Source organism: Pseudoalteromonas sp. SWYJ118, assembly GCF_015864505.1.
GTDB classification, from domain to species: domain Bacteria; phylum Pseudomonadota; class Gammaproteobacteria; order Enterobacterales; family Alteromonadaceae; genus Pseudoalteromonas; species Pseudoalteromonas arctica.
Genome location: NZ_JADYXC010000012.1, coordinates 24,451 through 49,643, shown reverse-complemented (window position 1 = coordinate 49,643; position 25,193 = coordinate 24,451). Strand labels below are relative to the sequence as shown.

The 25,193-nt window shown below is 39.0% G+C and carries 20 protein-coding genes; 9 read left to right on the top strand and 11 right to left on the bottom strand.

Annotated elements, in window-relative coordinates; all coding sequences use genetic code 11:
* Positions 1 to 65: 65 nt before the first annotated feature.
* Complete coding sequence (locus I6F48_RS12410) at positions 66 to 3,188, bottom strand: efflux RND transporter permease subunit (RefSeq protein ID WP_024592632.1); 3,123 nt, start codon at positions 3,186 to 3,188, stop codon at positions 66 to 68.
* Positions 3,189 to 3,200: 12 nt separating this feature from the next.
* On the bottom strand, positions 3,201 to 4,379 hold the full coding sequence (locus tag I6F48_RS12405) for an efflux RND transporter periplasmic adaptor subunit (RefSeq protein WP_007580481.1): 1,179 nt from the start codon (positions 4,377 to 4,379) through the stop codon (positions 3,201 to 3,203).
* Positions 4,380 to 4,666: 287 nt separating this feature from the next.
* Here I6F48_RS12405 and I6F48_RS12400 point away from each other — a divergent pair, with 287 nt between their 5' ends.
* Positions 4,667 to 7,174 carry a zinc-dependent metalloprotease gene (locus tag I6F48_RS12400; RefSeq protein ID WP_197119553.1) on the top strand — a complete coding sequence of 836 codons (2,508 nt, stop codon included), beginning with the start codon at positions 4,667 to 4,669 and terminating at the stop codon, positions 7,172 to 7,174.
* A gap of 69 nt (positions 7,175 to 7,243) precedes the next feature.
* Here the strand turns inward: I6F48_RS12400 and I6F48_RS12395 are convergent, their stop codons facing one another.
* The 4 genes from I6F48_RS12395 to I6F48_RS12380 form a co-directional block, all read right to left on the bottom strand.
* A complete protein-coding gene (locus I6F48_RS12395; RefSeq protein ID WP_197119552.1) occupies positions 7,244 to 8,032 on the bottom strand; it encodes a PhzF family phenazine biosynthesis protein in 789 nt (262 codons plus the stop codon).
* A gap of 19 nt (positions 8,033 to 8,051) precedes the next feature.
* Entirely contained in the window at positions 8,052 to 8,525 is a 474-nt protein-coding gene (locus I6F48_RS12390; RefSeq protein ID WP_165729351.1) for a pilin, read from the bottom strand.
* A complete protein-coding gene (locus I6F48_RS12385) occupies positions 8,522 to 9,346 on the bottom strand; it encodes a hypothetical protein (protein WP_165729352.1) in 825 nt (274 codons plus the stop codon). Before I6F48_RS12385 ends, I6F48_RS12390 begins: the two co-directional genes overlap by 4 nt.
* 70 nt (positions 9,347 to 9,416) lie before the next feature.
* The gene (locus I6F48_RS12380; RefSeq protein ID WP_033012533.1) at positions 9,417 to 10,031 is read right to left on the bottom strand and encodes a PQ-loop repeat-containing protein; all 615 of its coding nucleotides are present in this window, start codon (positions 10,029 to 10,031) and stop codon (positions 9,417 to 9,419) included.
* A gap of 290 nt (positions 10,032 to 10,321) precedes the next feature.
* Between I6F48_RS12380 and I6F48_RS12375 the strand changes: the two genes are divergently transcribed.
* Entirely contained in the window at positions 10,322 to 11,458 is a 1,137-nt protein-coding gene (locus I6F48_RS12375; RefSeq protein WP_197119551.1) for a PepSY-associated TM helix domain-containing protein, read from the top strand.
* A gap of 530 nt (positions 11,459 to 11,988) precedes the next feature.
* Here the strand turns inward: I6F48_RS12375 and I6F48_RS12370 are convergent.
* On the bottom strand, positions 11,989 to 12,708 hold the full coding sequence (locus I6F48_RS12370; RefSeq protein ID WP_007580474.1) for a DUF6445 family protein: 720 nt from the start codon (positions 12,706 to 12,708) through the stop codon (positions 11,989 to 11,991).
* Positions 12,709 to 13,024: 316 nt separating this feature from the next.
* On the opposite strand from I6F48_RS12370, the gene I6F48_RS12365 reads away from it, so the two are divergent.
* A complete protein-coding gene (locus tag I6F48_RS12365; RefSeq protein ID WP_197119550.1) occupies positions 13,025 to 14,185 on the top strand; it encodes a tetratricopeptide repeat protein in 1,161 nt (386 codons plus the stop codon).
* Positions 14,186 to 14,214: 29 nt separating this feature from the next.
* Here I6F48_RS12365 and I6F48_RS12360 read toward each other — a convergent pair whose 3' ends face one another.
* The 4 genes from I6F48_RS12360 to I6F48_RS12345 form a co-directional block, all read right to left on the bottom strand.
* Positions 14,215 to 17,034 (bottom strand): TolB family protein, encoded by a 2,820-nt coding sequence (locus I6F48_RS12360; protein WP_197119549.1) that lies wholly within the window; start codon positions 17,032 to 17,034, stop codon positions 14,215 to 14,217.
* A 131-nt stretch (positions 17,035 to 17,165) separates the two neighbouring features.
* A complete protein-coding gene (locus tag I6F48_RS12355) occupies positions 17,166 to 18,713 on the bottom strand; it encodes a PH domain-containing protein (protein WP_197119548.1) in 1,548 nt (515 codons plus the stop codon).
* Positions 18,706 to 19,239, bottom strand: a complete 534-nt coding sequence (locus tag I6F48_RS12350) for a PH domain-containing protein (protein ID WP_007580462.1) — start codon at positions 19,237 to 19,239, stop codon at positions 18,706 to 18,708. Before I6F48_RS12350 ends, I6F48_RS12355 begins: the two co-directional genes overlap by 8 nt.
* A gap of 36 nt (positions 19,240 to 19,275) precedes the next feature.
* Entirely contained in the window at positions 19,276 to 20,124 is an 849-nt protein-coding gene (locus tag I6F48_RS12345) for a D-hexose-6-phosphate mutarotase (protein ID WP_197119547.1), read from the bottom strand.
* Between the two features lie 427 nt (positions 20,125 to 20,551).
* Between I6F48_RS12345 and I6F48_RS12340 the strand changes: the two genes are divergently transcribed.
* The 6 genes from I6F48_RS12340 to I6F48_RS12315 all read left to right on the top strand — a co-directional run bounded on the left by I6F48_RS12340 (position 20,552) and on the right by I6F48_RS12315 (position 25,129).
* Positions 20,552 to 21,034, top strand: coding sequence for a MarR family winged helix-turn-helix transcriptional regulator (locus I6F48_RS12340; RefSeq protein ID WP_010554531.1), 483 nt, complete (start codon positions 20,552 to 20,554; stop codon positions 21,032 to 21,034).
* Positions 21,035 to 21,133: 99 nt separating this feature from the next.
* Complete coding sequence (locus I6F48_RS12335; RefSeq protein ID WP_007580455.1) at positions 21,134 to 22,459, top strand: hypothetical protein; 1,326 nt, start codon at positions 21,134 to 21,136, stop codon at positions 22,457 to 22,459.
* A gap of 128 nt (positions 22,460 to 22,587) precedes the next feature.
* Entirely contained in the window at positions 22,588 to 22,983 is a 396-nt protein-coding gene (locus I6F48_RS12330; protein WP_007580453.1) for a YbaN family protein, read from the top strand.
* A gap of 124 nt (positions 22,984 to 23,107) precedes the next feature.
* Positions 23,108 to 23,740 (top strand): PepSY-associated TM helix domain-containing protein, encoded by a 633-nt coding sequence (locus I6F48_RS12325; RefSeq protein ID WP_197119546.1) that lies wholly within the window; start codon positions 23,108 to 23,110, stop codon positions 23,738 to 23,740.
* Positions 23,740 to 24,249 carry a DUF2271 domain-containing protein gene (locus tag I6F48_RS12320; protein ID WP_197112628.1) on the top strand — a complete coding sequence of 170 codons (510 nt, stop codon included), beginning with the start codon at positions 23,740 to 23,742 and terminating at the stop codon, positions 24,247 to 24,249. The genes I6F48_RS12325 and I6F48_RS12320 overlap by 1 nt, the downstream gene beginning before the upstream one ends.
* 34 nt (positions 24,250 to 24,283) lie before the next feature.
* On the top strand, positions 24,284 to 25,129 hold the full coding sequence (locus I6F48_RS12315; RefSeq protein WP_197119545.1) for a DUF4198 domain-containing protein: 846 nt from the start codon (positions 24,284 to 24,286) through the stop codon (positions 25,127 to 25,129).
* Positions 25,130 to 25,193 lie beyond the last annotated feature (64 nt).

Here is a 25,193-nt window from a genome sequence, read left to right as displayed (position 1 = left end):
CAATAAATAGATAATAAAAAGCACTGAGCGTTAATAACGGTCAGTGCTTTTTTGATGCTTTATATTTACGAGACTTTAGCAGCTCGGCTTTTAAAAGGGCGCTTAAATAACGCACCAATATCACCTAGAATAATATATAAACACGGCACTAATATAAGCGTTATTAACGTTGCAAACATAACAGCAAAGCCAAGTGCTACTGCCATAGGTATTACAAACTTAGCCTGCAGGCTTGTTTCAAACATAATAGGTAATACACCAGCAAAGGTTGTTATAGACGTTAATAGTATTGCTCTAAAGCGGGCACAACCGGCTTCTATTACTGCATTTTTAACGCTAACACCTTCGCGGCGAACTTGGTTAACGTAATCGGTCATTACAAGTGAGTCATTTATAACAACACCTGCTGCGGCAATTAAGCCAAATCCCGACATTAAGCTCATATCTAAATCAAACCAGTAATGACCCCAAATAGCCCCGGTTAAACTAAACGGAATAACCGACATTACAATAAGCGGTTGTGAATAGCTTTTAAGCGGCACAGCTAGCAGTATGTATACTAAAATCATTCCGCCAATAAAAAACATTATTTGCTCATTAGCTTGAGCTTGCTGCTCTTCTATTGCGCCACCAAGCTCTGATTTAACACTTGGGAATTCTTCTATTAGCTGTGGCAGTAGATTTTCTTTTACTTGCTTAACCACTTCGCCTGGCTCAATTTGCTCTTCATCAATATTGCCATAAACATACACGGTACGGTAACCACCTTCGCGGCGTATATAGCTAATACCTGGCGTTTCTGTTAGCTCTACTACATCACCAAGAAGTACTTCTCGCCCTTGTGGGGTAGTAACAACGGTGTGTTTAAGCGATGAAAATGCCTCACGAGTCAGCTTAGGGTAACGTACCATTACGCGTACTTCTTCGCCGTTTCGGATTACACGCTGTGCCTCGCCACCATAAAAACTAGCACCCACTTGATTTGCAATACCGGCTAAATCTAAGCCTAAATCGTAAGCAACAGGTTTAAGGCTCATTTGCACTTCTTTGCTCGCAGGATCTATGGTTGAGCTAATATCAAACAATCCTTTTTGCTGTTGAAGTAATTGAATAAAACGACGACCCGCTTGATTTAAAGTATCTATGTCTGAGCCATACAGTAAATAGCCAAACTCGCCGCCGCCATTACCACCGCCGCCACCAACATCGTCTTGAATAGTTAACGACTTAATACCAGCAATCGTCGGCATAGCTTCACGCCAGCGACGCGAAAGTTCAAATGCATTGTATGGGCGTGAATCTTCGTCAACTAATGGAGCTAGTAACTGCGACTCGGTTCTGCCTTGATTAAATACCAATACATCACGAATAATTTTTTGGCCAAACTCACGTTCAGTTTCTTCATCGACTCTAAGTACCATAGCTTCTATTTCACGAATAGCCGCAATGGTTTGTAAGTCAGAAACGTTGTCGTTCATTTCTACTTGAATTTGTGGAAAGTCGTGCGGCACTTTAGGAGTTGGAACTGTACGTACTTTATTAGACGTAATAAGTGCAATACTGATTATAAACATTGCAATAAAAGCAAACAAAACAGTCCAGCGCCAATCAACACACTTAGCAATAAAACGTTTGTATGGCCCATTTACGAAACCAAAAAAGCGTGTATTGAAGCGATCGCGCCAACCACCCTTTTTAATCGGCGAAAAGTGCGTATGAGCAATGTGAGCTGGCAGTATCAGCTTTGATTCAATCAAACTAAATACTAAACACAGCATTACTACAACGGCTATACCATAAAAGAAGGCACTTTCTGGCCCGCTCGACATTGTGAATGGTGCAAATACAGCAATTGTTGTTAACACACCAAAGGTTGCAGGGGTCGCGACTCGGTTAGCGCCACGCACAACATTTTCTACACCACCGCCGCTTTTTTCAACTTCGGTGTAGGCAGCTTCCCCTATCACTATGGCATCATCCACCACTATGCCGAGCACCATTATAAAAGCGAATAACGAAATAATATTAATGCTAATGCCAAATAGTGGCATCATCATCATGGCCCCTAAAAAGCAAACAGGTAAGCCAATCATTACCCAAAGCGCTAGTTTAAAACGCAAGAATAACGACAACATAATTGCCACCAAAATGGCACCTTGAAACAGGTTAGCTTTCATCATATCAAGGCGAGCATTTAGGTAGTAGGTCATATCCATTAATGGCTCTAATCGAATACCTGGCGGTAGCTGCTTATTTTTTTGATCAATAAACGCTTTAACCGAATCCGCAACGGGAATCATGTTTTGCTCTTGCGTTGCTTTTACCGATAAATACACCGCGTTTTCGCCATTAAACTTAAAGTAGCGCTCACCTTCGGTAAATTGATCTTTAATAACTGCAATATCTTGCAGTAAAACTTTAGCGCCATACTCGCCAATTTTTACCGGAATTTGCCTAAACTCTTCACCCGAGTAAAACTGATTCTCGACGCGAACAGAAATAACACCTGCGTCTGTTTTTAGCTGCCCCGCCGAAAAGTTAGCTGAGTAACGGCGTACCGCATTCATCACATCACTAAGGGTTAGATTATATTGGCGCAGCGTATCGGGCTCTATTTCAATTGCTATTTCATCAAGAGGAACATCGTTTACCACTAACGACACGTTAGATAACTGTAGTAACTCATCCTCTATTTGGTTTGCTATAGGCTTAAGCTCTGTAAGTGGTAAGTCAGCAACGAGCGTCATACCTATTACGTCTTGCCTAAACTCAACCTGACTTATGGTGACCGGTTCCATACCCGCCGGAAAAGTCGCAATACCATCAACACGCAACTTTACTTTATCAAGCACATCGGTAAGTTTTGCATCGGTGTTTATTTCCAGGCTGGCTGTACCGCCATTTCTAAATGCGCGATACACGCCTTTTTTAATTTCGGTTATATCTTTAAGTGACTCTTCAACTTTTATAAGAATACTTTCTTCTATTTCCTGAGGAGAGGCACCTGGGTAATTAGCCTCAATATTAATGTAGTTAATCTCTACATTAGGAAACATTTGACGCTGAATCGTAAAGTAACTTATAGCCCCCATAATAATGATAAAAAACATCATTAAATTAGCGGCTACTGAATTATTAGCAAAGTAGGCAATTAGCCCTGTTTGTTTTTGTTGTATTGACTCGCTCATAACTATTACACCCTACAGCTGTTGCGTGTTTGAAGTGCTCGTTTCTGAGCTTTCAGGTTTTGCAGCTACACCTGCAATTTTAACCTGCATTCCTTTTTGCGGGTATTCAGGTAAAGTAATAACGAGTTTGTCATCGGCATTTAAACCACTGCTAATATAAAAATACTCACCCTCTTCACGAATAACCGTTACTTTGCGAGGCTCTAGTTCTTGATTTTCGTTTACTACCCACACAGTTTGATTGTTAACTAAAGCTTGCGGTAAACGGTAAATATTATTAAGCATTGCACCTGCAAAATTCACCTGTACGTAGCTGCCAAACTTAATGGCTGGTTGTATGTTTTTAAGACCGTATGGGTCTTCTATACGCACTACTAGACTACTCATACGCGTAGCGTTATCAACAATCCCTAGGTCGCGGTCAATTACACCTTCACGGGTGAAGCTGTTTAGGCCTTTTTGAATAATCGTTGCGGTAATACCTTTAATACGCTCTGGTAAAAAAACGCTATCGAACCCTGCTATAGGAATAATCACTTCAGCAGTTTCAATATTATTGAGCTCAGCAACTTGCGAACCCATAGTGACAAATTGACCAACACCTACATTTCGGCTAATAACCAATGCATCGTAAGGGGCTGTTACTTCACAATTATCTAAGTCACGTTGTGCACGTTTTAATGCAGCTTGCGCCGACTTTACAGATGCCTGCGCACTTAACACTTGAGGCTTACGTAAAAATAAGTCGGTACGCGCTTTACTTGGAAAACGCTTTGCTTCATCTGCGGCTACTTGAGCTTGGGCCTGCTCTTCAATTAAGCCTGCTTGTGCACGAGCAATTTCTGCCTCTGCAACAAGTACTGCTGCTTCGTAGTTGTCTTTTTCGATAGTAAATAACGTTTCACCGCGAGCAACGATGCCGCCGGCTACAAAATTAGGATGCCAACTTAACACTTCACCCGACACCTGCGCCGAAAGCTGTGTACTTTCAAGAGGCTTTACTTCACCGTAGCTATTAATAATAACTTGATGATCGTTTGCAGCCACTGGCTCAACTTGCACTGTTGGACGAGTATCAATTACTTCTTTTTTTTCTGGCTCTTGTGCAATGGCATTTATTCCCATAAAGCCAACAACACCAACAATTAGCGCTACAAATGGAAAAACCCATCTAAGTGAATTTGTTTGCATATCCTATTATCCCCAAAATTCTATTAACGTCATAATACCAGAGCCATATGAAACATTAAGGTGACATTTGTAAGCAACTGTTGCAAATACATATAAACCACTGCTATTTAGGGCTATAAAAATAACTTTGCATGCAGCTCACCTCATTTGTTATATTTTGTTACAAACTTTTGTTTATTAATATCAGTTAATTAGCGTTGTACACTTAAATTTCGTCGCGAAGATGTGCGAAATTAAATTAATTTACGTACAGTCCAATTAAATTAACAAATATTAAAAGTCTCAAAATGAAATTAACGACCATCACCCTTGCGCTTAGCTTAGCGTTTGGCAGCCATGCATTTGCAGCCGATAAAAAAGACGAAAAAGAGCCAAAAACACTTAGCGAAATGATCAAAGGACAAACCGAATTTGCCGGTATATTTAGCCTTTATCAAGACGAAAAAACCGGTAAGCACCTTATGGTGATTAACGAGTCCCAACTTAATACGCCGTTTGTATATTTTGCGCACACTGTCGATGGCGTTACAGATGCAGGCCATTATCGTGGTTCGTACCGTGAAACTAAGTTAATTGAATTTAGAAAATACTTTGATCGTATCGATATCATTAGCAAAACACCTCGCTACAAATTTGACGAAAACAGTGCAATTTCAAAAGCGAGTGATGCCAATATTAGTGAAGCGGTACTTGCGAGCATTAAAATAGAAAAAGAAGAAGACGGTAAAATAGCATTCAACGTAAATAAGTTATTTTTAAGCGAAGCACTTCATAAAGTATCACCTACGCCAAATCCAGCTGATAAAAACGCCAAAAAGCGCTTTAAAGTAGGCAAATTAGACGATAAAAAATCACGCATTATTAAACAGCGCCCATACCCTAATAATCTAGACGTGGTTGTTGATTACGTATTTACTAACCCAAGCCCAACGGTACGTGGCTCAAATGCAGTAAGCGACCCACGTAGCGTATCGGTAAAAGTTCAGCACTCGTTTGTTGCTTTACCTAGCAATAACTACGCACCACGTATGGATGATGCGCGCATTGGTTATTTTACAAATCAATTTGATCAAATGACATCTACCGATTGGGCACCTTATGAAGATGTTATAAAACGTTGGGATCTACAAAAGAAAGACCCTAGTGCAGCACTTTCAGAGCCAGTAAAACCAATTACTTGGTGGATAGAAAACACCACACCTATCCAATGGCGCGATACTATTCGTGACGCTGTTTTAACGTGGAATACTTCTTTTGAAAAAGCCGGTTTTAAAAATGCCTTAGAGGTAAAAGTACAACCAGATGATGCAGACTGGGATGCGGGCGATATTAATTACAACGTACTGCGTTGGACTTCGTCACCTAAGCCTCCATTTGGCGGATACGGACCAGCACTTGCTAACCCATTAACAGGCGAAATACTGGGCTCAGACATTATGCTTGAGTTTGTATTTATGAAAAACCGCTGGATTTATGACACACTTTTCACTCAAGGAACAATGAGCCACGGTGAAACAACAAATACCGGTGAGCTAAATTGCTCACTAGGGCATGAGATTCAACAAAATCTAATGCTTGCCAAAGGTCTTGCTAGCGGCGACAAAATTGAAGATAAAGAAATGCTTCGCCAAGGTCTAACGCAATTGGTACTTCACGAAGTTGGCCATACTTTAGGTCTTAACCACAATATGAAATCATCTATTTTGTGGGATGAAAAAGAAGTACACGACAAAAACAAAACCCAAGGCATAGTAACCGGTTCTGTTATGGATTATGCACCGGCTAACATTGCCCCAATTGGTATGCAGCAAGGTGATATTTTTCAAACAAAACCAGGTCCTTACGATGATTGGGCAATTAACTATGGCTACAGCGTAGCACTTGCAGATGAAGCTGCTGAGCAAGCTAGACTTGAAAAAATACTTGCTCGTTCAAGTGAACATGCCCTTGCCTTTGGTAACGATGCAGACGATATGCGCGCACCAGGTCGCCATATCGATCCACGTGTAATGATTGGTGATTTGTCGTCAAATCCTGCGGCCTATGGCGCAGATCGTATGGCGTTAATTAATAAATTATTTACTGAGCTAAAAGATAAAGCAACAGTTAAAGGTGAGTCTTACCAACAGCTTGTTACCTCTGCTAATAGCTTATTTGGTCAGTACAGAGCTCAAGCGGGTGTTGTTTCTCGCCAAATTGGTGGTGTGTACGTTGAGCGTGCTGTAGTGGGTGATGCAAACGCAGATAAACCATTTACACCGGTATCGCTTGAGCGTCAAACACAAGCGATGGATATACTCGCAAAGTTTGTATTTGCACCAGACGTACTACAAAACATGCAACCTCTATATAGCTACTTGCAACTGCAACGTCGTGGCTTTAATCACTTTGGTAAAAATGAAGACCCTAAAGCACACAAAATGATTTTAGGTATGCAAAAGTCTGTACTTGCGCAGCTATTACACCCAGCCGTATTACTGCGTATTTCTGATACTGCTTTGTACGGCAATGAATATAGCCTAACTCAGTTTATGCAAGATTTAACCGCTAATATTTTTGTGAAAAGCAAAGACGCAAATTCTATTAGTCACAACTTACAAATTGAGTATGTTAATCAGCTAATCGCAATTGCAGGTCTTGGCAAAGCAAGTAAGTACGATAACTTAGCTAAAACAGCTGCGTTATATCAGCTAACTCAAATAGCCGATACCAGCACTGCTTGGGGTGCAGATACAGCAACTAAAGCGCATAAAAAATATATTGATCGCTTAATTGCAAAAGCACTAGAAGCGTAAAATATCTCTAAAAATTGAGTAAACCAAGGCCACGTTTAACGTGGCCTTTTTTATAACTTAATTCACAGATCAAATATAAATAGTGCCTTTTAAATACCTTACAGCATGCCCCGTTAAGGTGACGGTTGTATCACCCACTTCACATAGTAAATATCCGCCTCTGCTTGAAGCCTGATAAGCGCTTAACGTAGTTTTACCCAATTGCTGCGCCCAGTAAGGTGCCAAACCAGTATGAATAGAGCCTGTTACATAATCTTCGTCGCCACCGCTTGCAGGCCAAAAATAACGAGATATAAAATCATATTCAGCACTTGCAGCAGTGGCCACTACATCAAGTGGATAAAGCGTTTTTAAAAGCTCTGAGCTAGTTTTTAATTCAAGTATTTGATCGGCGTTTTCATAAATAACAAAGTAGGCTTGGCCATTTTTAAGCACTTTACTCGGTTGTATAGACAGGCCGTCAAGCAGTTGCTGAGGCACATTTTGCACTTCAACCGGTGCTTTTTTTGGAAAGGTCATTGCAAAGCTACCATCAGCGTTTTTATTAACGATTAGCTCGCCCACCGCATCAGCAATAAAGCGAATTTGCGATATGTTATGCTCTTCACATAAAACATAGGCAGCCGCAAGTGTGGCGTGACCACAAAAATCGATTTCCATTAACGGCGAAAACCAACGAATAACAAAACTTCCATCGTCTTGCAGGCAGGTAAAAGCAGTTTCAGATACGTTATTCTCAGCGCCAATCTTTAGCATTAAATCGTCACTTAACCACGATTTAAGTGGGATCACTGCCGCATAGTTACCTTTAAATAACTCATTCGTAAACGCATCTATTTGATGAATAGCTAATTGCACTTTAATCCCCTAAACTATTTTATATACACGCTGAAGGTAAAATTTCTTTTGGTACTGTTGTTTTATTTTCGCCAACCGCTTGCATGCCAGTTACCGGTTCGTCAAACCCACATAACCACGCAATCGGGCTTGTAGGGCTTCCCGTTACAACTGCGGGTCTGAATGTTAAAACTGTATTTTGCAAAAGCTGTGAAGCTTTATTACCCAAGCTAATATGAATAGCACCATTATCAACTGTAATACCTGTTACTCGATTGCCAATCAAAAATTTACCTGCAGGCACACCTGCTTGTTCATTACTTGCTGGAAAACGCCTGTTTTCAAGATAATAAACCGTAACGTCTTCTCTAATGGCAGCTGCCATTGCAAGTGGGTCAACAAGTTCTGCTCGTTGTATATACTTACTGTATTGAGGTAGCGCAACCGCAGCTAAAATACCAATAATGGACACCACCACCATCAACTCTATTAACGTAAATCCTTTTGTTCTCATAGCACTTCTCCTAGCATAAATAGTGGTTGATAAGCCGCTTTCACAAATAAGCAAATAGACACAACAATGACCAAACCATAAACAATAACGAGCTTATTTATAAAGCTTTTAATATGTGTATTAAGTAACTTTAGCTGCTGCTTTAATAACGCTTTAAATTCTTCTTGGGTTTCTAAACCTAGCAGCTCGCATTGAGCTAAGTGCTGGGTTTGAGGTGTAGAGGCTTTAACACCCTTTTTATGATTACTTGGAAATAATAGCGTGGTAATTAAAGAGTTATGCTCATTAATTAATTGACGAGGAATAAGAAATTTAAATAAACCCGAAAAAGGCTTTAGCTCTGTGAGAGCACTTACATTTTTTAGCTTTAAAATAACGGTAAAAATAATACTCAGCAATAAAACGAGTAAAATAATTGGCACATACCAGTACGTAAAATAATCATCAAATACATGATTTAAAGAAACAGTATGCTTGCTATATATCTCAACAAAAGTAGGCACAACAAAAGACTGATACAACAAAGAGGATAAAACATAAATAACAAATACAATGGTTAAGTAACTAAGCCAGCCCTTGTGCTCAAACTTAAATTCGTTAACTAATTCCGGTAAACATTGATAATACGTAGCTTGCTTTTGCGATGTTGCTTCATCTTGAGATGCAATTTGCGTCACCAGATTATGCGCTAATTTACTATGCGACCCGCTATTGGCATACATATTTAAATGGGGCGGTGTACTCAGCTCATCTTTTTGCTCTGTACTTAGTGTTTTAGAGCTATTAACACGGCAAATATAGCCAAACTGATTCCAATTCATACTTTATCCTTTTATTAGATAAAGTAATTTGCCATAAATTAGGCTAAATAGGAACTTAAGTAGCTTGTTTTTAAGCCATTACAGGCCGCATTCTATAATATTGCATACAACCAAATTGCACAGCATTGGTAAGCAACAGCATAATAAACATAAGTAAGTGCGCTGTGCTTGGAGCCGCTGTTGTAAGCTCAACAACTAAGCCGCAAATACCAGCAATAAACTGCAAGCTAAAGTAGCGCGCGCTTAAATTACTTACATTACCCGTACGCAATGTTTTATAAGTTTGCGGCATAACACGTACCGAACTCATCACAAGGCCAACATACGTTAAAGCGCTTAATACCGTTGCAGTATCGAGGCTTGAATTCAAAAGTAGTGAAAAAGGCAGTAACGAAAAACCTAGCATAGTAAACAACTGTACCCGTTCTCGTTTAGCTGCGTTATAACGTGCAAAAAAATACAAAATAAGTCCGCTTAACGCACCGGTTACAATAAATGGTAACGCAATATAAAAACGCTCAAAATAAATATTGTAGGTTATAAAATAAAGGCTTTGTGCTAACCCAAACGTCATCATCAATAGTGATAAACCTGAGACACTACGATTTTTTCGAATTTTGTTTAGTAATGGTAAAAAACTAAAAACCAAAATAAATGAAGACAATATAGGCAAATAATGCGCCAAAGCAACCTCGCTCGTTACATAAATGTTAATTAAAAGCAGAAATAAAAACATTTAATAAACATTTGTTTTAAAAGGCTTTTACTATGAGCGCGGCATTGTAGAGCCGCGTAAATTTAACTCAACTAAATAAGAAATTCTTGTTTTAGGTACTGGCAAGCTAGGTATACAAAAACCGTAGAATTAAGTTCACGGTTTACCGGTTTAATAGAAAGCCTCACCGTCAAACTGTTAAATAAAAATGATAGTTGTTATCATGCGCAAGTCATTAACTGCTGTATATAAAACTACCTATGAGAAAAACTCTTTTTAAAATTCACAGTTGGATCGCTCTAATAGCTATCATTCCATTGATTGTTATTAGTATTACAGGGAGCGTATTAGTTTTTAAAAGTGAAATAGATGGCTTACTTATGCCAAGCAGCCACTTTGTTGTAAATGCACTGCCAGAGCGCATGCCAATCGACACGTTAATTGCAAAAACAGAGCATGCTTACCCTGAATATGTAGTAGGTAGTTGGGAAATATTTAACAATGATACAGCTGATCGGGTTTACTTAGTCAAACGCGGCACAGAGCAATGGTATAAGTTTCATTTAAACCAGTATACGGGTGACATTTTGTCTGAACCTGTTGGTACCAGCCATTATTTTACCGATTGGTTTTTAGAACTACATTACACTTTTTTACTGAACGACTTTAAAAACCTGCCAGGGCAAACAGGCACTGTACTAGGCTTCTTTTTTGCTCTGTTTTTATTGGTATTAGGTATTACTGGGCTTATTATTTATCGTAAATTTTGGCAGCGTCTATTTAGTGTGCGCTGGCGTGCAACACTGCAAATTGTACTTAGCGACATTCATAAAATGACGGGGGTTATAGGATCTCCCATCATTATTATTTTAGCTATCACAGGTGGCTACTTTAACTGGGCGGTGTGGTATCACGAAGTTATTGAACACGCAGAGGAAGAGCACTTTGTACTAACCAAAAACCTACACAGTAGCGATATTTCGTTTCAACGCATACTTGATGACAGTAAAAAGCAAATACCCACTTTTAACGGCACGTTTTTAGTTATGCCACTCGAACCTGACGAAAATATTACTTTATTCGGCGAAGTCGATACCGCCAACCCACTTGCTAGTGAGTATGCCAATACGGTTAGCTATAACAAGCTAACAGGCGAGCACATAGCTAACTGGGATATTCGCGAAGTAGGCGTTGGCTGGCAGGTAATTGATAGCTTTAGAAAGCTTCATTTTGGCTACTTTGCAGGGCTAATAAGTAAAATACTGTGGTGCGTAATTGGTTTAAGCCCAGTGTGGCTAGCAGGTACTGGTTTTTATTTATGGTTTACTCGCCGAAAACGTAAAAAACAATCACAAAAAAACCGTTTAAATAAACGCCAAGTCACTAGGGCGTGTTGATCTTTGGTGGGTGAATTTGCAGCAGTATGTTTGGTTTTTAGGCAAGGCGGAGCCTATGTAGTGTGGTTATTCCCCATGAATAGGCGATAACGCAGCATAAATACCAAACATGCGCTGCCCTAAGGGTTCTTTCTAGGGACGATTGACTCTTTGTTGCCTACATGGATGTAGGTAAGGGGCGTGAGCAGGACGCGGAAGCTTTGCTCGGTTTTTACTTAGCCCACTAGGTTACAAACCTCGCGCCGCGATTTAATCGCCCCTAGATTGAACAAATTTCAATCCACAAAGTTCAACATGCCCTAGCGTTTAAAAATAATAGCTTATGATTCATTTAATAATAAGCTATTTATAAATTATAAAAACAGCACTCTACATATTATTTATAGAAGAGAGTGCGCAATAATACTTAGTCATTTTGAGGGAGTAAACCTAACGCTAGTTGCATTAAAAACGTCTCATTTAGAACAACTAAATAACGAAATTTTTGCCTTACTATCGACAAGATTTTTCTGCCTAAAAAGAATTATTAATTAATCTTCGCACATCCAAAAAAATGTTATCGCCAGCCTTTTAGTATTTAAATCATCTCCAAAATACTCAGATGCACTGTGAACAATACTACCTTTAAATATAATTAAACGATTAAAGCGATTCTCAATATCTATGTCTTTATACCATGCGCTATATGGAAGGCTACTTACATTAAGTGCATCAACAAGGTTAGCATAAGGAGGATCGACAATATTTCCTCCTGCCGCTTCATTTGCATACTTTAAACGATAAAAAGAGGTACCGGCAGAGGTAATTGGATCAGGATTTAAATACAAAACAGCAGCGTATCTACATAAATAACGATTATCTACATGAGGCCTAGAAGCCCCTTCTTCAGCCCCCACTAAAATTGCAGTATTGGTATCAACTACAACCTTATTGGAATCAGCAACCCATAATTTATTTTTTTTGATAACTGACTTAACATATTTTTCTATTTTTTTAAGCTGTTTACTATTTAGAGCATTAGGAGTGCGCATTCCAGGCCAAAGTTCTTTGGTATACGGCTTACCGTACTTCCAAACCTCTTTTTTTAAACATGAAGAACGAATAGCCATTGCTTCTTCATGTTTAAAAAACTCATCAACAACCCAATAGTTACTACCTAGTTCTGGCTTTTCATACCTTAAACCAGGTGCGTCGGAGGGGACGCTTGGAAGTACAACGCTCTTGGGAACTTTCTGATGCTTAAATGACATTGTCAAAATACTTATTTTATTAAAACAGCTCAGAATATAACATTTACTTAACAGTCATTTAAAGTGAATAATAAAACTCTACTTAGCGCATACCCAAAGCTACTACCGTTATTTTGCCTACAGCTCTGTATTAGGGCTGAGGGCATAGTTTATTAGTGTTTCATTATAAAACTATGGTCACATTAGTATTTAAGCCAAAATTTTATACATCGTAAATTTAGCATTAGTCCATTTATAAAATTTTTAGAAAAAAAATCTATAACATTGATTAAAAACCCACCACATTGTAATGTAAAAATTAACAAAGGAGTGGGTTATGATATTTATCAAAATAGTTATTAGTATTACCTTTTTATTTTTAGTTGGATGTAACACAACCAAGGTTCAGCAAGTAGAACAACAAGTAGGGCTTGAACAACTATTAAACCATTCTTTGTTTAATAAACTAGACACACCTTCCGAGCACAGTATTTTTGAGTTACCGGATGCTGAAAAAGAAATGTTTTTAGCTTACGCCGAAAACCAAAAGCTATCCCAAATCCGTGATGACCGCATAATTTACAACTACCTCGAAAGCCAGATAGCTAACTTTAAATACCATGGCGATACACTTAGTTCAGCTCAAACCCTAAAGCGTTCGCAAGGTAATTGCATTAGTTTAGCCATTTTAACGCAAAGCTACGCACAAGCTCTTGGGTTAGAAACAAGCTTTCAAGAAGTTACAAGTAAGCCCATATACGCAAAAGAAAATAATGTTGTTTATGTCGCTAATCACTTTAGAACAAAAGTATATGCTCCAAAAGTAGAGAAAAAAGATGATAATATAATTGAGTTTTTCAGAGCGGGCACCTTAATTGATTACTTCCCTACTCGTCGCAGTTTTTATTCAAGCAGCGCAGACTATAACGATTTAGTTTCTAAGTTTTACAGTAATTTAGCTGCAACAGCGCTAGCAGACAAACAGCTGGATATTGCTTACTCACTTATTCTACAAGCAAACAAATACACTCCCAATGATCCTGAATTATTTAATATAGCGGGCATTTTGCATCGTCGGGCTGGTGATTTACAAAGCGCTAAAAACATCTATCAAACAGCACTTAGTAATAATGAAATAAGCATTAATTTAATCAGCAACTATCAGCTTTTAGCTAAAAAATTAGGCGACAAAGAGCTTGTTAAGGAGCTCACCTCACAATTAGTTAATAAAGAAAAAGACCCATATGAATTACTAGTAATCGCTAAAAACGACTTACAAGCTGGCCACGCTCATCAGGCTAAAGCACACCTTGAGCAAGCTATTACTAAAGCGCCTTACATTGCTGAGTTATACTTGGAACTCGCAAAAGTTCGCTATCAACAAGGTAATATTAAACAAACACAAACCTTACTTGAGAAAGCAATTGAACTAGAACGTGATAATCAAAAACTCGATGTATATCAAGCTAAGTTACTGTCGTTACAAATGGACAAATAACTTAGCCAAACCGTGGTTAACTTTAAACGCTAAAGTGAATAATAAAAGCTCAGCCAAGCACGCATTTCATCTTCAAAACTGTCGCCTTCTACTCGCGACAGTCCCATATTAAACGTTAAATCGTTTACACCTGCTGGCCCCATTCCAAAACTAAAGTCACCTTGGTACTTTAAGCCGTAACTTTGTGCATATACGGTGTCGTCGAGTTGATGTTGCTTATAATAAAGCCACGGCATGCCTTCTTTAAAGCTAAAGCCGCCACCGTAGCCTTGATAGCGCTTTGCAGTTGCACTGTAAAAAGGCAGCTCAAATGAAAGTACATATTCACTATTTTGCTGCTGATTAATAAGATTTGAGCTAAAGCCACCTAATGCAAGGCTGCTGTCGTCGCGTTGCTTTTGATCAAAGTTTGCATAAAGAGGAATACCAAACGCTTTACCAAAAATTTTGGCGGCTAAATCATAACCTTGCCAATTATTACTTTTGCTACTGCCATCGTACCAACTCGCATAAATACTTTGGCCTATAGCAAAGTCTTGACGATCATATTGCCAATTTTGAGCAATACCTAAACGCGTCCAACTTTTATGGCTTTGCTTATAATCAGTGTAATTGTAGGCAAGCTCTGGCATTAAACTTAACTGCCCAAATTTAACGGGGTAACTTATTGCGGCAAAACCACCACGGGCATCCATGTCTGCACTTAGACTTTGCTGAGACTGGCGCGATGTATCTAAATTGTAGTCAAACAGTGCAAGTTTCAGTTTTACATCAAGCGCATTATATTTTGCCTGCACATAACCACCGTGCAATGCCCCATCGTGTAAATCAGTGCTATAACCCGCTTGTAAGTCGAGCTGCTTTAATAAGTCGCTACTTTTAATGCTTAAATCTAACAAACTGGTAGAAGCCGAATAATATTGAGAGCCAATCGCGAAAGTAGCGTGCTGGTCGAGCACGTTGTAATTTGTTTGCTCTGTAGTTTCGTGCGTATATATTTTAGCTTTTGGAAGTGTATGTTCGTTTACTATTAGCAGCGGTGCTTTTTTGTTAGCTGCAAACTCAGTAACTACAGTGCTTTTTATAGCTTTTGGCAGTGTTTTTACATTTGGCCCATCTGCAGTTATCGAAAAATAGAGTAACGAGCCATCAGCCATTTCAATTGGGTGGGCAACGGCCTCTTGCCCTTGGGTTAACTTGGTGAGTGCTTTACTCTCTATGTTGTAGTTATAAATATCGGTGGCGCTATTTAAACCTGCAACAAAATAAAGTGACTCGCCATTATGGCTAAAGCTTGGCTGACTTAAATATTGATACCCGTTTGGCATAGGTACTGACAGCTGTTGTTCGCCGTTTATACCTTGTATATACAATTGCCAATTTTCATTTAATGACGTTGATAAATAAGCTAATTTAGTTTCATCAGGACTGAGTATTGGGTAATCGTAAGTTGTCTCAAGGCTTTTTGTAAATAATGGTGTGATGGTTTGCGTATTGAGATCAACCTTTACTAATTCAGAGTAGCCATCTCTTATTTGCTCGCCATACAAGGTTTCGCCGTTACTGGTTACGCTAAATCGTCGTATACCAGCAAGTTCGGTAAGTTGTGTAATATTTCCAGTGTCAGTGTTATAGCTAAATATGTCAGACACTTTGTTATAAATATCCGACTCTTCATTGCTGTACGCATTGAAATATAAAGTTGTGCTATTTACCCATTGAGGATTTGCAATACCGGCTCGGTTTATTTGATTAAGCACTTGCTTTTGTTCGCGCTTAAACACACTGGGCGCTGTATCGGGAATATCTTGTGCATCGTTTTCGAGTAGCTCTTTTTGCGCTTTAGTAAACTCTTCTTGCGCTTTAATGTTGTCATCCGTGCTATAAATTATAAGCTTGGTATTACTCTCTTTATCTCGCTCAACAATCGCAATTTTACTACCATCTTTTGAAAGTACTGGGTTACTTGCATATAAGTTAAGCTCAAGCCAAAGTTCACTATTAAGTAACGACTCCCCTTGCTCTATTTGCATTGCTTTATAGGTATATTCAGCTATAAATCGGCGATATAGCTTGGCTGCACTTTGCCCAAACACACCGCTAAATGCCTCATCAAAATCACGCGTTTTTACGCCTTGCATTCGCGTCCAAACACTATCGAGTGTTTGTTCTGAATAGTTTTTCTCTAACCAATTTAAAAAGCGACTACCCATTAAGTAAGCCATAGAGCCCGCCATAAAGTCGCCCTCCATTGCACTTAACTGGCTATAACTTGGTAAAGCACCTTGCTGAGCAAATTCAATCAACATCGACTCAGAATAGTTATCAAATAACCGCCCTCGCCCTGTCATTTTTGATTCAATCAATGTGGCATAACCTTCGGCTACCCAGCGTGGTGTATTGCTATAGGTTAAATCGTACAAGTCCCATATACCACGCATTTTTTGCTGCCAATCGTTACGTGTAGGCTGTGCTAAATGCACTAAGTGAATATATTCATGTAACACAAGCAACTGCTGCCAGCCAGAACTGTTTGATATAACTGTGTCGGATTGTGGTGGGGTTGTAAAAAGTGCCATTACAGGGTTACTTGAGGTAGGTAGCGCAAAGCCGTTTGCTGCATTTAGGGGATCAAACACCACTACATCAACTGTTTTATCAAGTGCTCGGTTTTGCTGCTCAAGCACTTTGGTGCGTACTATTTCAAGCTCTGTTGCAGTTGATTTAGCAAAATCAGCATGCTCAACACTGTAGTGAATATTAAAATGTTCGGTATGAATAGTTTGCCAATCGGCTGCAAAGCTTGGTGCTGCTAGTAATAAAGCCGATGCGATAAGTGTTTTTTTCATGAGTGTCCCTAAAAGAATTCCTTAATACCATCTAGGGTATTATTAAATGTCTTTCAGGGGCAGTAAGAAAGTGTAATAAAGCATGTGCAAATGTGTATTTACACATGCCTTATTTTTTTAATGAAGAGGTATTACATCCAGCTGCGAGTATCTGACTCAATCTGCTTAATTGTAAAATCGATAATAAAGTCAGCGTCTTGCTGCTTTATGTAGGGCATAAATGCAAAGCCTGAAGCAAGTTGTATGTATAAGCTTTTTAAGCCTGATTTGCGCATTAAGTACGTACTTATACTGCGTGCACTTTGCGCTTTATAAAGCTCAAAAACACGGTAATGAACGCCAATCAACCCTTTGCGTACAACCATGTAAAATCGACCATTATCCTCATGCATGTAATAACCATAACGCTGATACGATAAGGTTACCAAGCCAGAAAACACCACCAAAACACCAAGGCTAATCAAAGTGTTAATATCGGCAATAAAACAAAAGCCAAACACTAGCGCACTGGGTAACAATGAATAAAAGCCTAAATTTTTATACAAAAGCGCTCGCTCTGCGCGCTTAAAAGCGAGTTTTTTACTGTTAAACCACGGGTAAATCCATTGGCATACGCTATCAACTTGTTCGCTATTTAATACAGGTAACACTAAGGTTTGTTTATTTTGTTTAGCCGCAACACCTGCAACTAAACCACCGCTACTTGCTTGCAAACACTCCACAGTAAATCGCTTTAGTAATCGGCCCATTAAGTTTTGCTTTATAACAATAGATTGCACTTTATCCATGCTCATCGAAAGCTGATGGCGCTCTAACAAGCCTGCAATACGTTTAAATTTTTGACCTTTAAAGTAAAGCTCAAAATTATAAAAACGAATAAGCGACATAGTCACCGATAGCATCACCGCTACCAAAACTAGCAAAACAATTAAGGTGATCATCGCAAAGGTAGCAGCACTTGCCAGCATGCCAAGCTCTTGCTGATAAAAGCCTTCTACTTTAGCAATAATTTGCTTCTCTAAAAAATCAACAATCAGGTTTATAAAAGGGGCAAAAGCAGCGATTGCTAAAATAGCCATATTCGACATTAAACCAAATTTGGCTATTTCTTTATTGCTAATGCTTAGGCTATTTTCAATAGTATCTACTTCGCTTTGCTCAGTGCTTTGTATTTCTTCTTGTTGCTGCGCTTTAAAAGCAAATATTTGTTTACGCATTTGCTGTGCGTAGTCTTTAGTGACGCCGGGTAAAACAACTTCTTGCGACACACTGCCTGCAGCATCAAAAATACAATTAACTAAGTTTACGGGGGTAAAATAAAATGGCTCGGCAATATTAACATTTTGTACGCGGCCAAATTTAAGCGTAAGTCGCTCTTTTTTAAATACGCCTTTGTTAAGCAATATTTCGTTATCGCTACTAATACAAAACTTAAAATTTAAATAATATAAAAATGAGTAAACAAGCAACGAAATCAGCGCAATACCACCTGCAACTTGCGCCCAAAACAACTTATTTTCTACTTGAGTAACAAACACGACAAGCATAGGCAGTAAGTTTAAAAGGCCATCTTTTACAAAGCGCACACTAAAGTGCACAACAAAGTATAAAAGCGCCCAGGGCGATACTTTTTGCCAGTAAATAGGGCTCGCTTTATCTTCGATAGTTGCATTACTCATCGACTAAAGTTGCCTGAGTAGTTGCGTCGTCTTGGCGGTAGTTTTGTACAAATTGGCGCATATTTTTACAATCATCATGGGTTAGCCCACTAATTTGTAAATCGGCACTTACACCGCCAGCGCTAAATAATTTAATACTCGCAAGGCTAAGTTTTCGCTCTATTGGCCCTTGGTGTATTTCCATATGCTGTACACGCGCTAAAGGTAATACCGTCACTTGTTGCCAAATAACGCCTTTTTTAAAAGCAATGTCATGATTTCGCACTGCAAAACCTCGTAACCTCACACTTATCATGTTGTACGCCATAGATACGGCCACCAAAATAGGCATACCAATTAGCAAATACGTTTGTGCATTATTAGCAAAGGCTTCATTAAAATAACAAACAGCAATAAGCGCTCCAATTAGCGGTATATAAAACAGAAGCGAGCTAAGCTGTGTATGTAATAAGGCTTTATCAGCCAATGGCTTAAAGCTAATATCACTATGCTTTGGTAAATCCATTATTTGTTGATTGTTAAACACTATTTGTCCCTATTCCTGCTTTTAATTATGGCTAGCTTACCAACTAATGGTGGTTATTAAGGTGTGGCTTTGTTTTGGCTCAAGCGTTACTTTATCTGTCAGTACATTAGCAGCCTCTAAGCAGAGCATTGTTTTATACTCATCGTCAGCAAAGTTAGATAAGCGTTTTGATTTTTCTATCCATGGGTTCCACAGTACACACGAATTTGAGTTTTCGCGGCTCACATTAATAACACCTTCTGGCGTTTTAATAGTTTGCATTGTATTTGCTTGTGTATAAACCATGTCGGTTTCGCGATTAAAGCTTACAACATCATTTTGTACAAATGGCCCTTCACTAAACTCAATATATTGCGCGCCTTGCAAACCATCAACATAGGTATTTGTAATGTCTGATGTAGGAAAATAGGTATGCAGCGCTTGAGTAAAGCTAAATGGCGCACTCCCTAAGTTAGCGGTCGTTAAGCGAACCTGTAATTTATCGCTTAACACAAACTCAACTTTTAATGCTGACTGATGCGGCCAATACGTCGTATTAACAAGCTTCATGGGTAGCTTTAAACTAACTGTAATTTGCTCATCAGATTCGTGTACTTCATCAGCTTGCCACACGCTTGTGCGCGCAAAACCATGGGCAGGCCAGCCATCATTAGCGTGTGTACCAAACCACGGCCAACAAATAGGAATACCACCTCGAATACTTGCCCCTTCTTGATAGGTTTCGTCTTGTGATACCCATATAAGTGGCTTGTTATTTTTAGGGATAAACTCGGTAATTTGCCCACCTTGCAAAAATATTTTTGCATCGCACTTTGAGCTAGCTATTTTAATAAACTCAAGACCGGTTTCGCTTTGCTCAATGCTAACTGATGGCGATAATTTCATACCTTCCCCTATAATACTGATACTAAAGATTTTTAATGTTTGTGCAGAAACAATAATGCATGCTTAAAGTATACGCTATTGATATTAAATATTGATTGCTGAATTTGTTCATTGCCGATTAATACATATACAGTAAACTCACAAACAATTACTTTGTACTAACAGCTGTAAATGAATAATACTAAAGTCTATACAATAAGACTTGCCAATTATTCACAACATACGTACTGTGCGCAACTTAATGCACACAAGATGCTAAGAAAATTTACTATAATTTAAACAATATAATTTTACATTAGTTACTGCTCTAACTATTAAAAACCAACAAAAGCGGCCTAATGTGCAATATATTGTTTGAATTCAATTTATTTGATGTGTAACATTTCGCGATTACGGCAAACTACCGCCCCATCGATGAGATAAGCAAATGCAAAAATATGACGAGTTATTGGTTTCTTTACGTAAAGTAATCCGCGCGATTGACTTACATTCTAAGCAGCTAAATAAAACTTCGGGTTTAACTGGCCCACAATTGCTTATAATGCAAGAAGTTAAAAAAACCGATGGGATAACGGCGAGCCGTATTGCTCAAAACGTAAATTTAAGCCCAGCAACGGTCACCAATATTCTCGACAGAATAGAAAGCAGAAACTTAGTAACACGCGTACGCAGTCAAATGGATAAACGCAGAGTGAGCTTATACCTCACCGAGAAAGGAAAAGAGTTACTTGATAAAGCACCTCAGCCATTGCAAGAACACTTTATTGAAAAGTTTTCTGCGCTTGCTGAGTGGGAACAGAGCCTTTTACTCTCATCAATGCAGCGTGTAGCCGCGATGATGGATGCAGATAAATTAGATGCATCGCCCCTTCTAGAAGTTGGTGCACTTACTCAAGCTCCTAAAGAATAAACAATAAAAAAAATACATAGTTTTGTACTTACTCTAAACGTAAGGCGTTTTTTGACGTCTTGAATTTTTTATTTTTTAATCACAAGCAGAGCGGCTATTATGACTAAACTCTCAAAATTAACACTAGCACTAGTCCTAGGTGGTGTTACAAGCACTTCTTATGCGTCTGATGATCTAGACACACTACAAAGCCAACTTAAACAGCTAAAGCAACAAATGCAATTGCTTGAAAATAAGTTAGCTGATGAAAAAACAAAACAACAGCAAATTAATAAGCAGCACGAACAACAAGTTGCAAACATCAGTAAAAAATCTGATCAAAAAGTAGTTGAAGTTGCCGCAGCTGAACCTGAGAAAAAAGATGAAGGCATTAAAGTTGGTGGAGCAATACGCTTTAATTACAGCACCAACACATACGATGAAGATACCCAAGATCGCGGTGGCGATTTTGATTTTGATATTTTCCGTATAAATGTATCTGGTGAGATTAACGATATTTCACTTAACGGCGAAATACGTTTTTACGATTACATGACCGTTGTTAAGTATGCTTACTTAGGTTACGAGTTTGCAGATGGCTGGGAAGGACAAGCAGGTATTGCACCCGTGCCTTTTGGTAATGGCCCATACAACTCACACAGCTACTTTTTCAGTACTAATTATTACGTAGGTCTAGAAGACGATTTTGATTTAGGTGTAGTAGTAAAACGTAAACTTAAAGATAACTGGAAACTAGACCTAGGCTTTTTCAAAAATGATGAGCTAGGTGGTATAGACGGTGGCTCTTCAGATATTAACCATCGTTACTCTTACGACATTATTGGTAGTCGTTCAGCAGAGGAAGGTACATACGATGCACCAGGCTCTCGCATAGGTGAATACAATACGTTTGCCGGGCGTGCGACGTATCAAATTGAGCACAGCAAAAATATAACTACCGATGTGGGTGTATCACTATTAAGTGGTGGCTTACATGACGGTAACGATCGTGCAGGTAACTACGGCGCATGGGCATTTCATGTTGATAGCACAATTAACAACTGGAATATCCAATTTCAACACGGTGAATACGACTACGATCTAGACGACAGCAGCGACCGCTTTGTTGTTGGTGCGTATGCGTATTATGACACTGTATCTAGCGAAGCAACTATGACTAACTTTAACGTTGCTTATAATTACTCGCTTGATTGGGGCCCAGTTACCGACATTCAATTTTACAACGATTACGGCATTATTTATGACAAGTCTGACGATAGCGCAGATACATGGATGAACGTAACGGGTATGAGTGTTGCTGCAGGTGGTTTCTTTAGTTACTTCGACTTTATTCAAGCACGTAACCAGCCATTTATTGGCGGAACAATTATTGGTGATGGTGATACAGAACGTCGCTTCAACATAAATATTGGTTACTACTTCTAAACTGTTAACCGCATTTATTTTTTAAAAGGGCAAACTTAGTTTGCCCTTTTTTATTGATTTTAAGCTTCGAATTAATAGCTATTTAGCCTACAATTAGAGATACCATAACACGCCTAAAAAGAGCCTAAGTGAATATAAAAGCAGTGTTTATTTGTTATAAAAACTTATGGTTTAAAGCGCTTGGCTTAATACTTGTAGCCTTGGGCATTATTGGCATTGTGTTACCGGTCATGCCTACCACTATATTTTTTATTTTAGCGCTCACCTGCTTTACTCGCTCATCACCCGCGCTTGAACAATGGCTGTTAAACCACCCTCGTTACGGTGTAACTCTGCAGCAATGGCAAGCCCATAAAGTAGTGCCTGTTAAAGCCAAATGCTACGCCGCCATTGGCATGTTAATTGGATTTATATTTTTACTGTATTCAGCCGCCCCTATTTGGGTTATTTATCTCGTTGCAGTAATAGAAGTATCGGTAATGATTTACCTTATTTTAAGACCCTCCAGCCCCCCTAAGCATTAAATATTCATTTTTTACCTGCATACCACCTCTGTTTTAAAGTTTTTATGTAAAGATAAGTAAGTAAATTTGTAATAGCTAATGCAAATCATTATCATGTTGTAAATTTAATTTATTTACTGTTTTTATGTCGTTTATTAATAAGCGGGCTTTGTATAGTACAAGCCGTGCTCTACATATTTATATTTCTACAGCTTTGTTTTTTTTGCTTATTTTATTTTGCGTTAGCGGCATTGTGCTTAATCACCTCGATTGGCTTAAAAACGATAAAAATAACGGTCAAGTAACCGCAACGATTCCTGCAGAGCTAGTTACTAAAGCAAATGCACAGCTAAATACGTTGCCAACGCTTTACCCAGAAATAGAAGCTTACTTAGCCGAGCAATATGCACTTACTAAAGTAAAAAGCATTGAGTGGGAAAAAGAAGACGCGCTTGTCATGCTCGACTACCCACTGCCTGCAGGGTTTGCCTACGCAGAGCTTGATTTTACAACTGGCGAGCTAAATCTTGATTACCAAACAGGTGGCTTTTTAAGCCTTATTGGCGACTTACATAAAGGCCGCCACAGCGGTGAAGTATGGAGTTGGGTAATTGATATATCTGCCGTACTAATGATTTTATTTGCCATCACCGGCATGATTATTTTGTTTCAAAATAGAAAAAAACGCTTAGCAGGAATATGGATAACCTTACTAGGAGTCGCAACTCCACTGGTTATTTATTTATGTTGGGTTCCACAAATAAAAGGAGTGTCTTAATGGTTAAATTTAAATTATTTATAAGCGCCGCATTACTGCTTGTAGCTGCGTTTTTTCAAACAACGGCGCATGCGCAAACACCACAGCTAGAGGTTGAATTAACGCTTCCCGACTTAGAAGCACAACCGTATCACCGTCCATACGTTGCAGTTTGGCTTGAAACACCAGAGCGCAAACACGTTACAACGCTTGCACTTTGGGTACAAAAAGCAGAATGGTTTAAAGACTTACGCCAATGGTGGCGTAAAGCCGGTAAAAGCGATGCCAACTTTGATGGCATTAGCGGCGCAACCAAGCGCGCGGGTACTTACACCATAAACTGGCAAGGTAATGATTTAGACGGTAACCCAGTAAAACCAGGTAAATACTTACTAAATATTGAAGTTGTACGCGAAGAAGGCGGCAGAGACTACACCCGTGTTGAGCTTGATTTAACTAAATCAGGCAAGCTGACAATTGATGGTAAAAACGAGTTTTCACAAAGTTTCGTCACTGTAAGCACTAAGTAGCTGCTACTTAATCATTTAAATTTAAGGAAATACAATGAAAATTAATTTATTAAAAACTGCATTAATCGGCGCATTGAGCTTATCTGCTTTAGTGTCAACTTCGGCAAGTGCACACGGACGTTGGTTACTACCTTCGCATACATCTTTATCAGGCGATAAAGCGCATTACGTAATGATTGACGCGAGCATTTCAAACGAAATTTTTGCACCAGACAAAGCCTTTAAACCTAAAGAAAAAGGCGCCGAGTACGACGACACATTATTAATGGCACTTGCGCCTAATGGTGAGCCAGTATCTGAAACCATCCGTGCTTATTACTTAAAACGTAAAAGCTCAGCTGCGGTAAGCTTAACAGAGCAAGGCACTTACCACATTGCAATGACCCAAAAGCCAATGTACATGACCTTCTATAAAAACGAAGAAGGTAAGCGCAAGCGTGTATTTGGTAAGAAAACAGACGCCGAGTTACCTAGCAATGCAAAAGATGTAACTACAACGAAGGTTGTTTCAACAGTAGATACATTTGTAAGCCGAAATGGCACCTCAAAGCCTGCACAGTTAGGTTTAGGCTTAGAGCTTAGCGGTCCAACGCATCCAAACGATTTATTTGTAGGTGAGCAAGCACGTTTTCAATTACTACAAGATGGTAAATCTGCTGGTGAAGGCATTGAAGTAAGTATTTTAAAAGGCGACACACGCTACCGTAACGACCGTGGCGAAGTAAAAGTAACGACCGATAAAGACGGTATGTTTACAATTACGTGGAAAGAACCAGGCCTATACCTAATCGAAACCTCTAACAAGGTTACCGTAAATGAAGAAGGCGTAGATGCAGGACGTTATGCATTATTTACAACGCTTGAAGTTGCCCCTGAATAATTTAAATCACTAAATTTAAAAAATTGAAAGGCCAAGCATTTGCTTGGCCTTTTTACGTCTTACT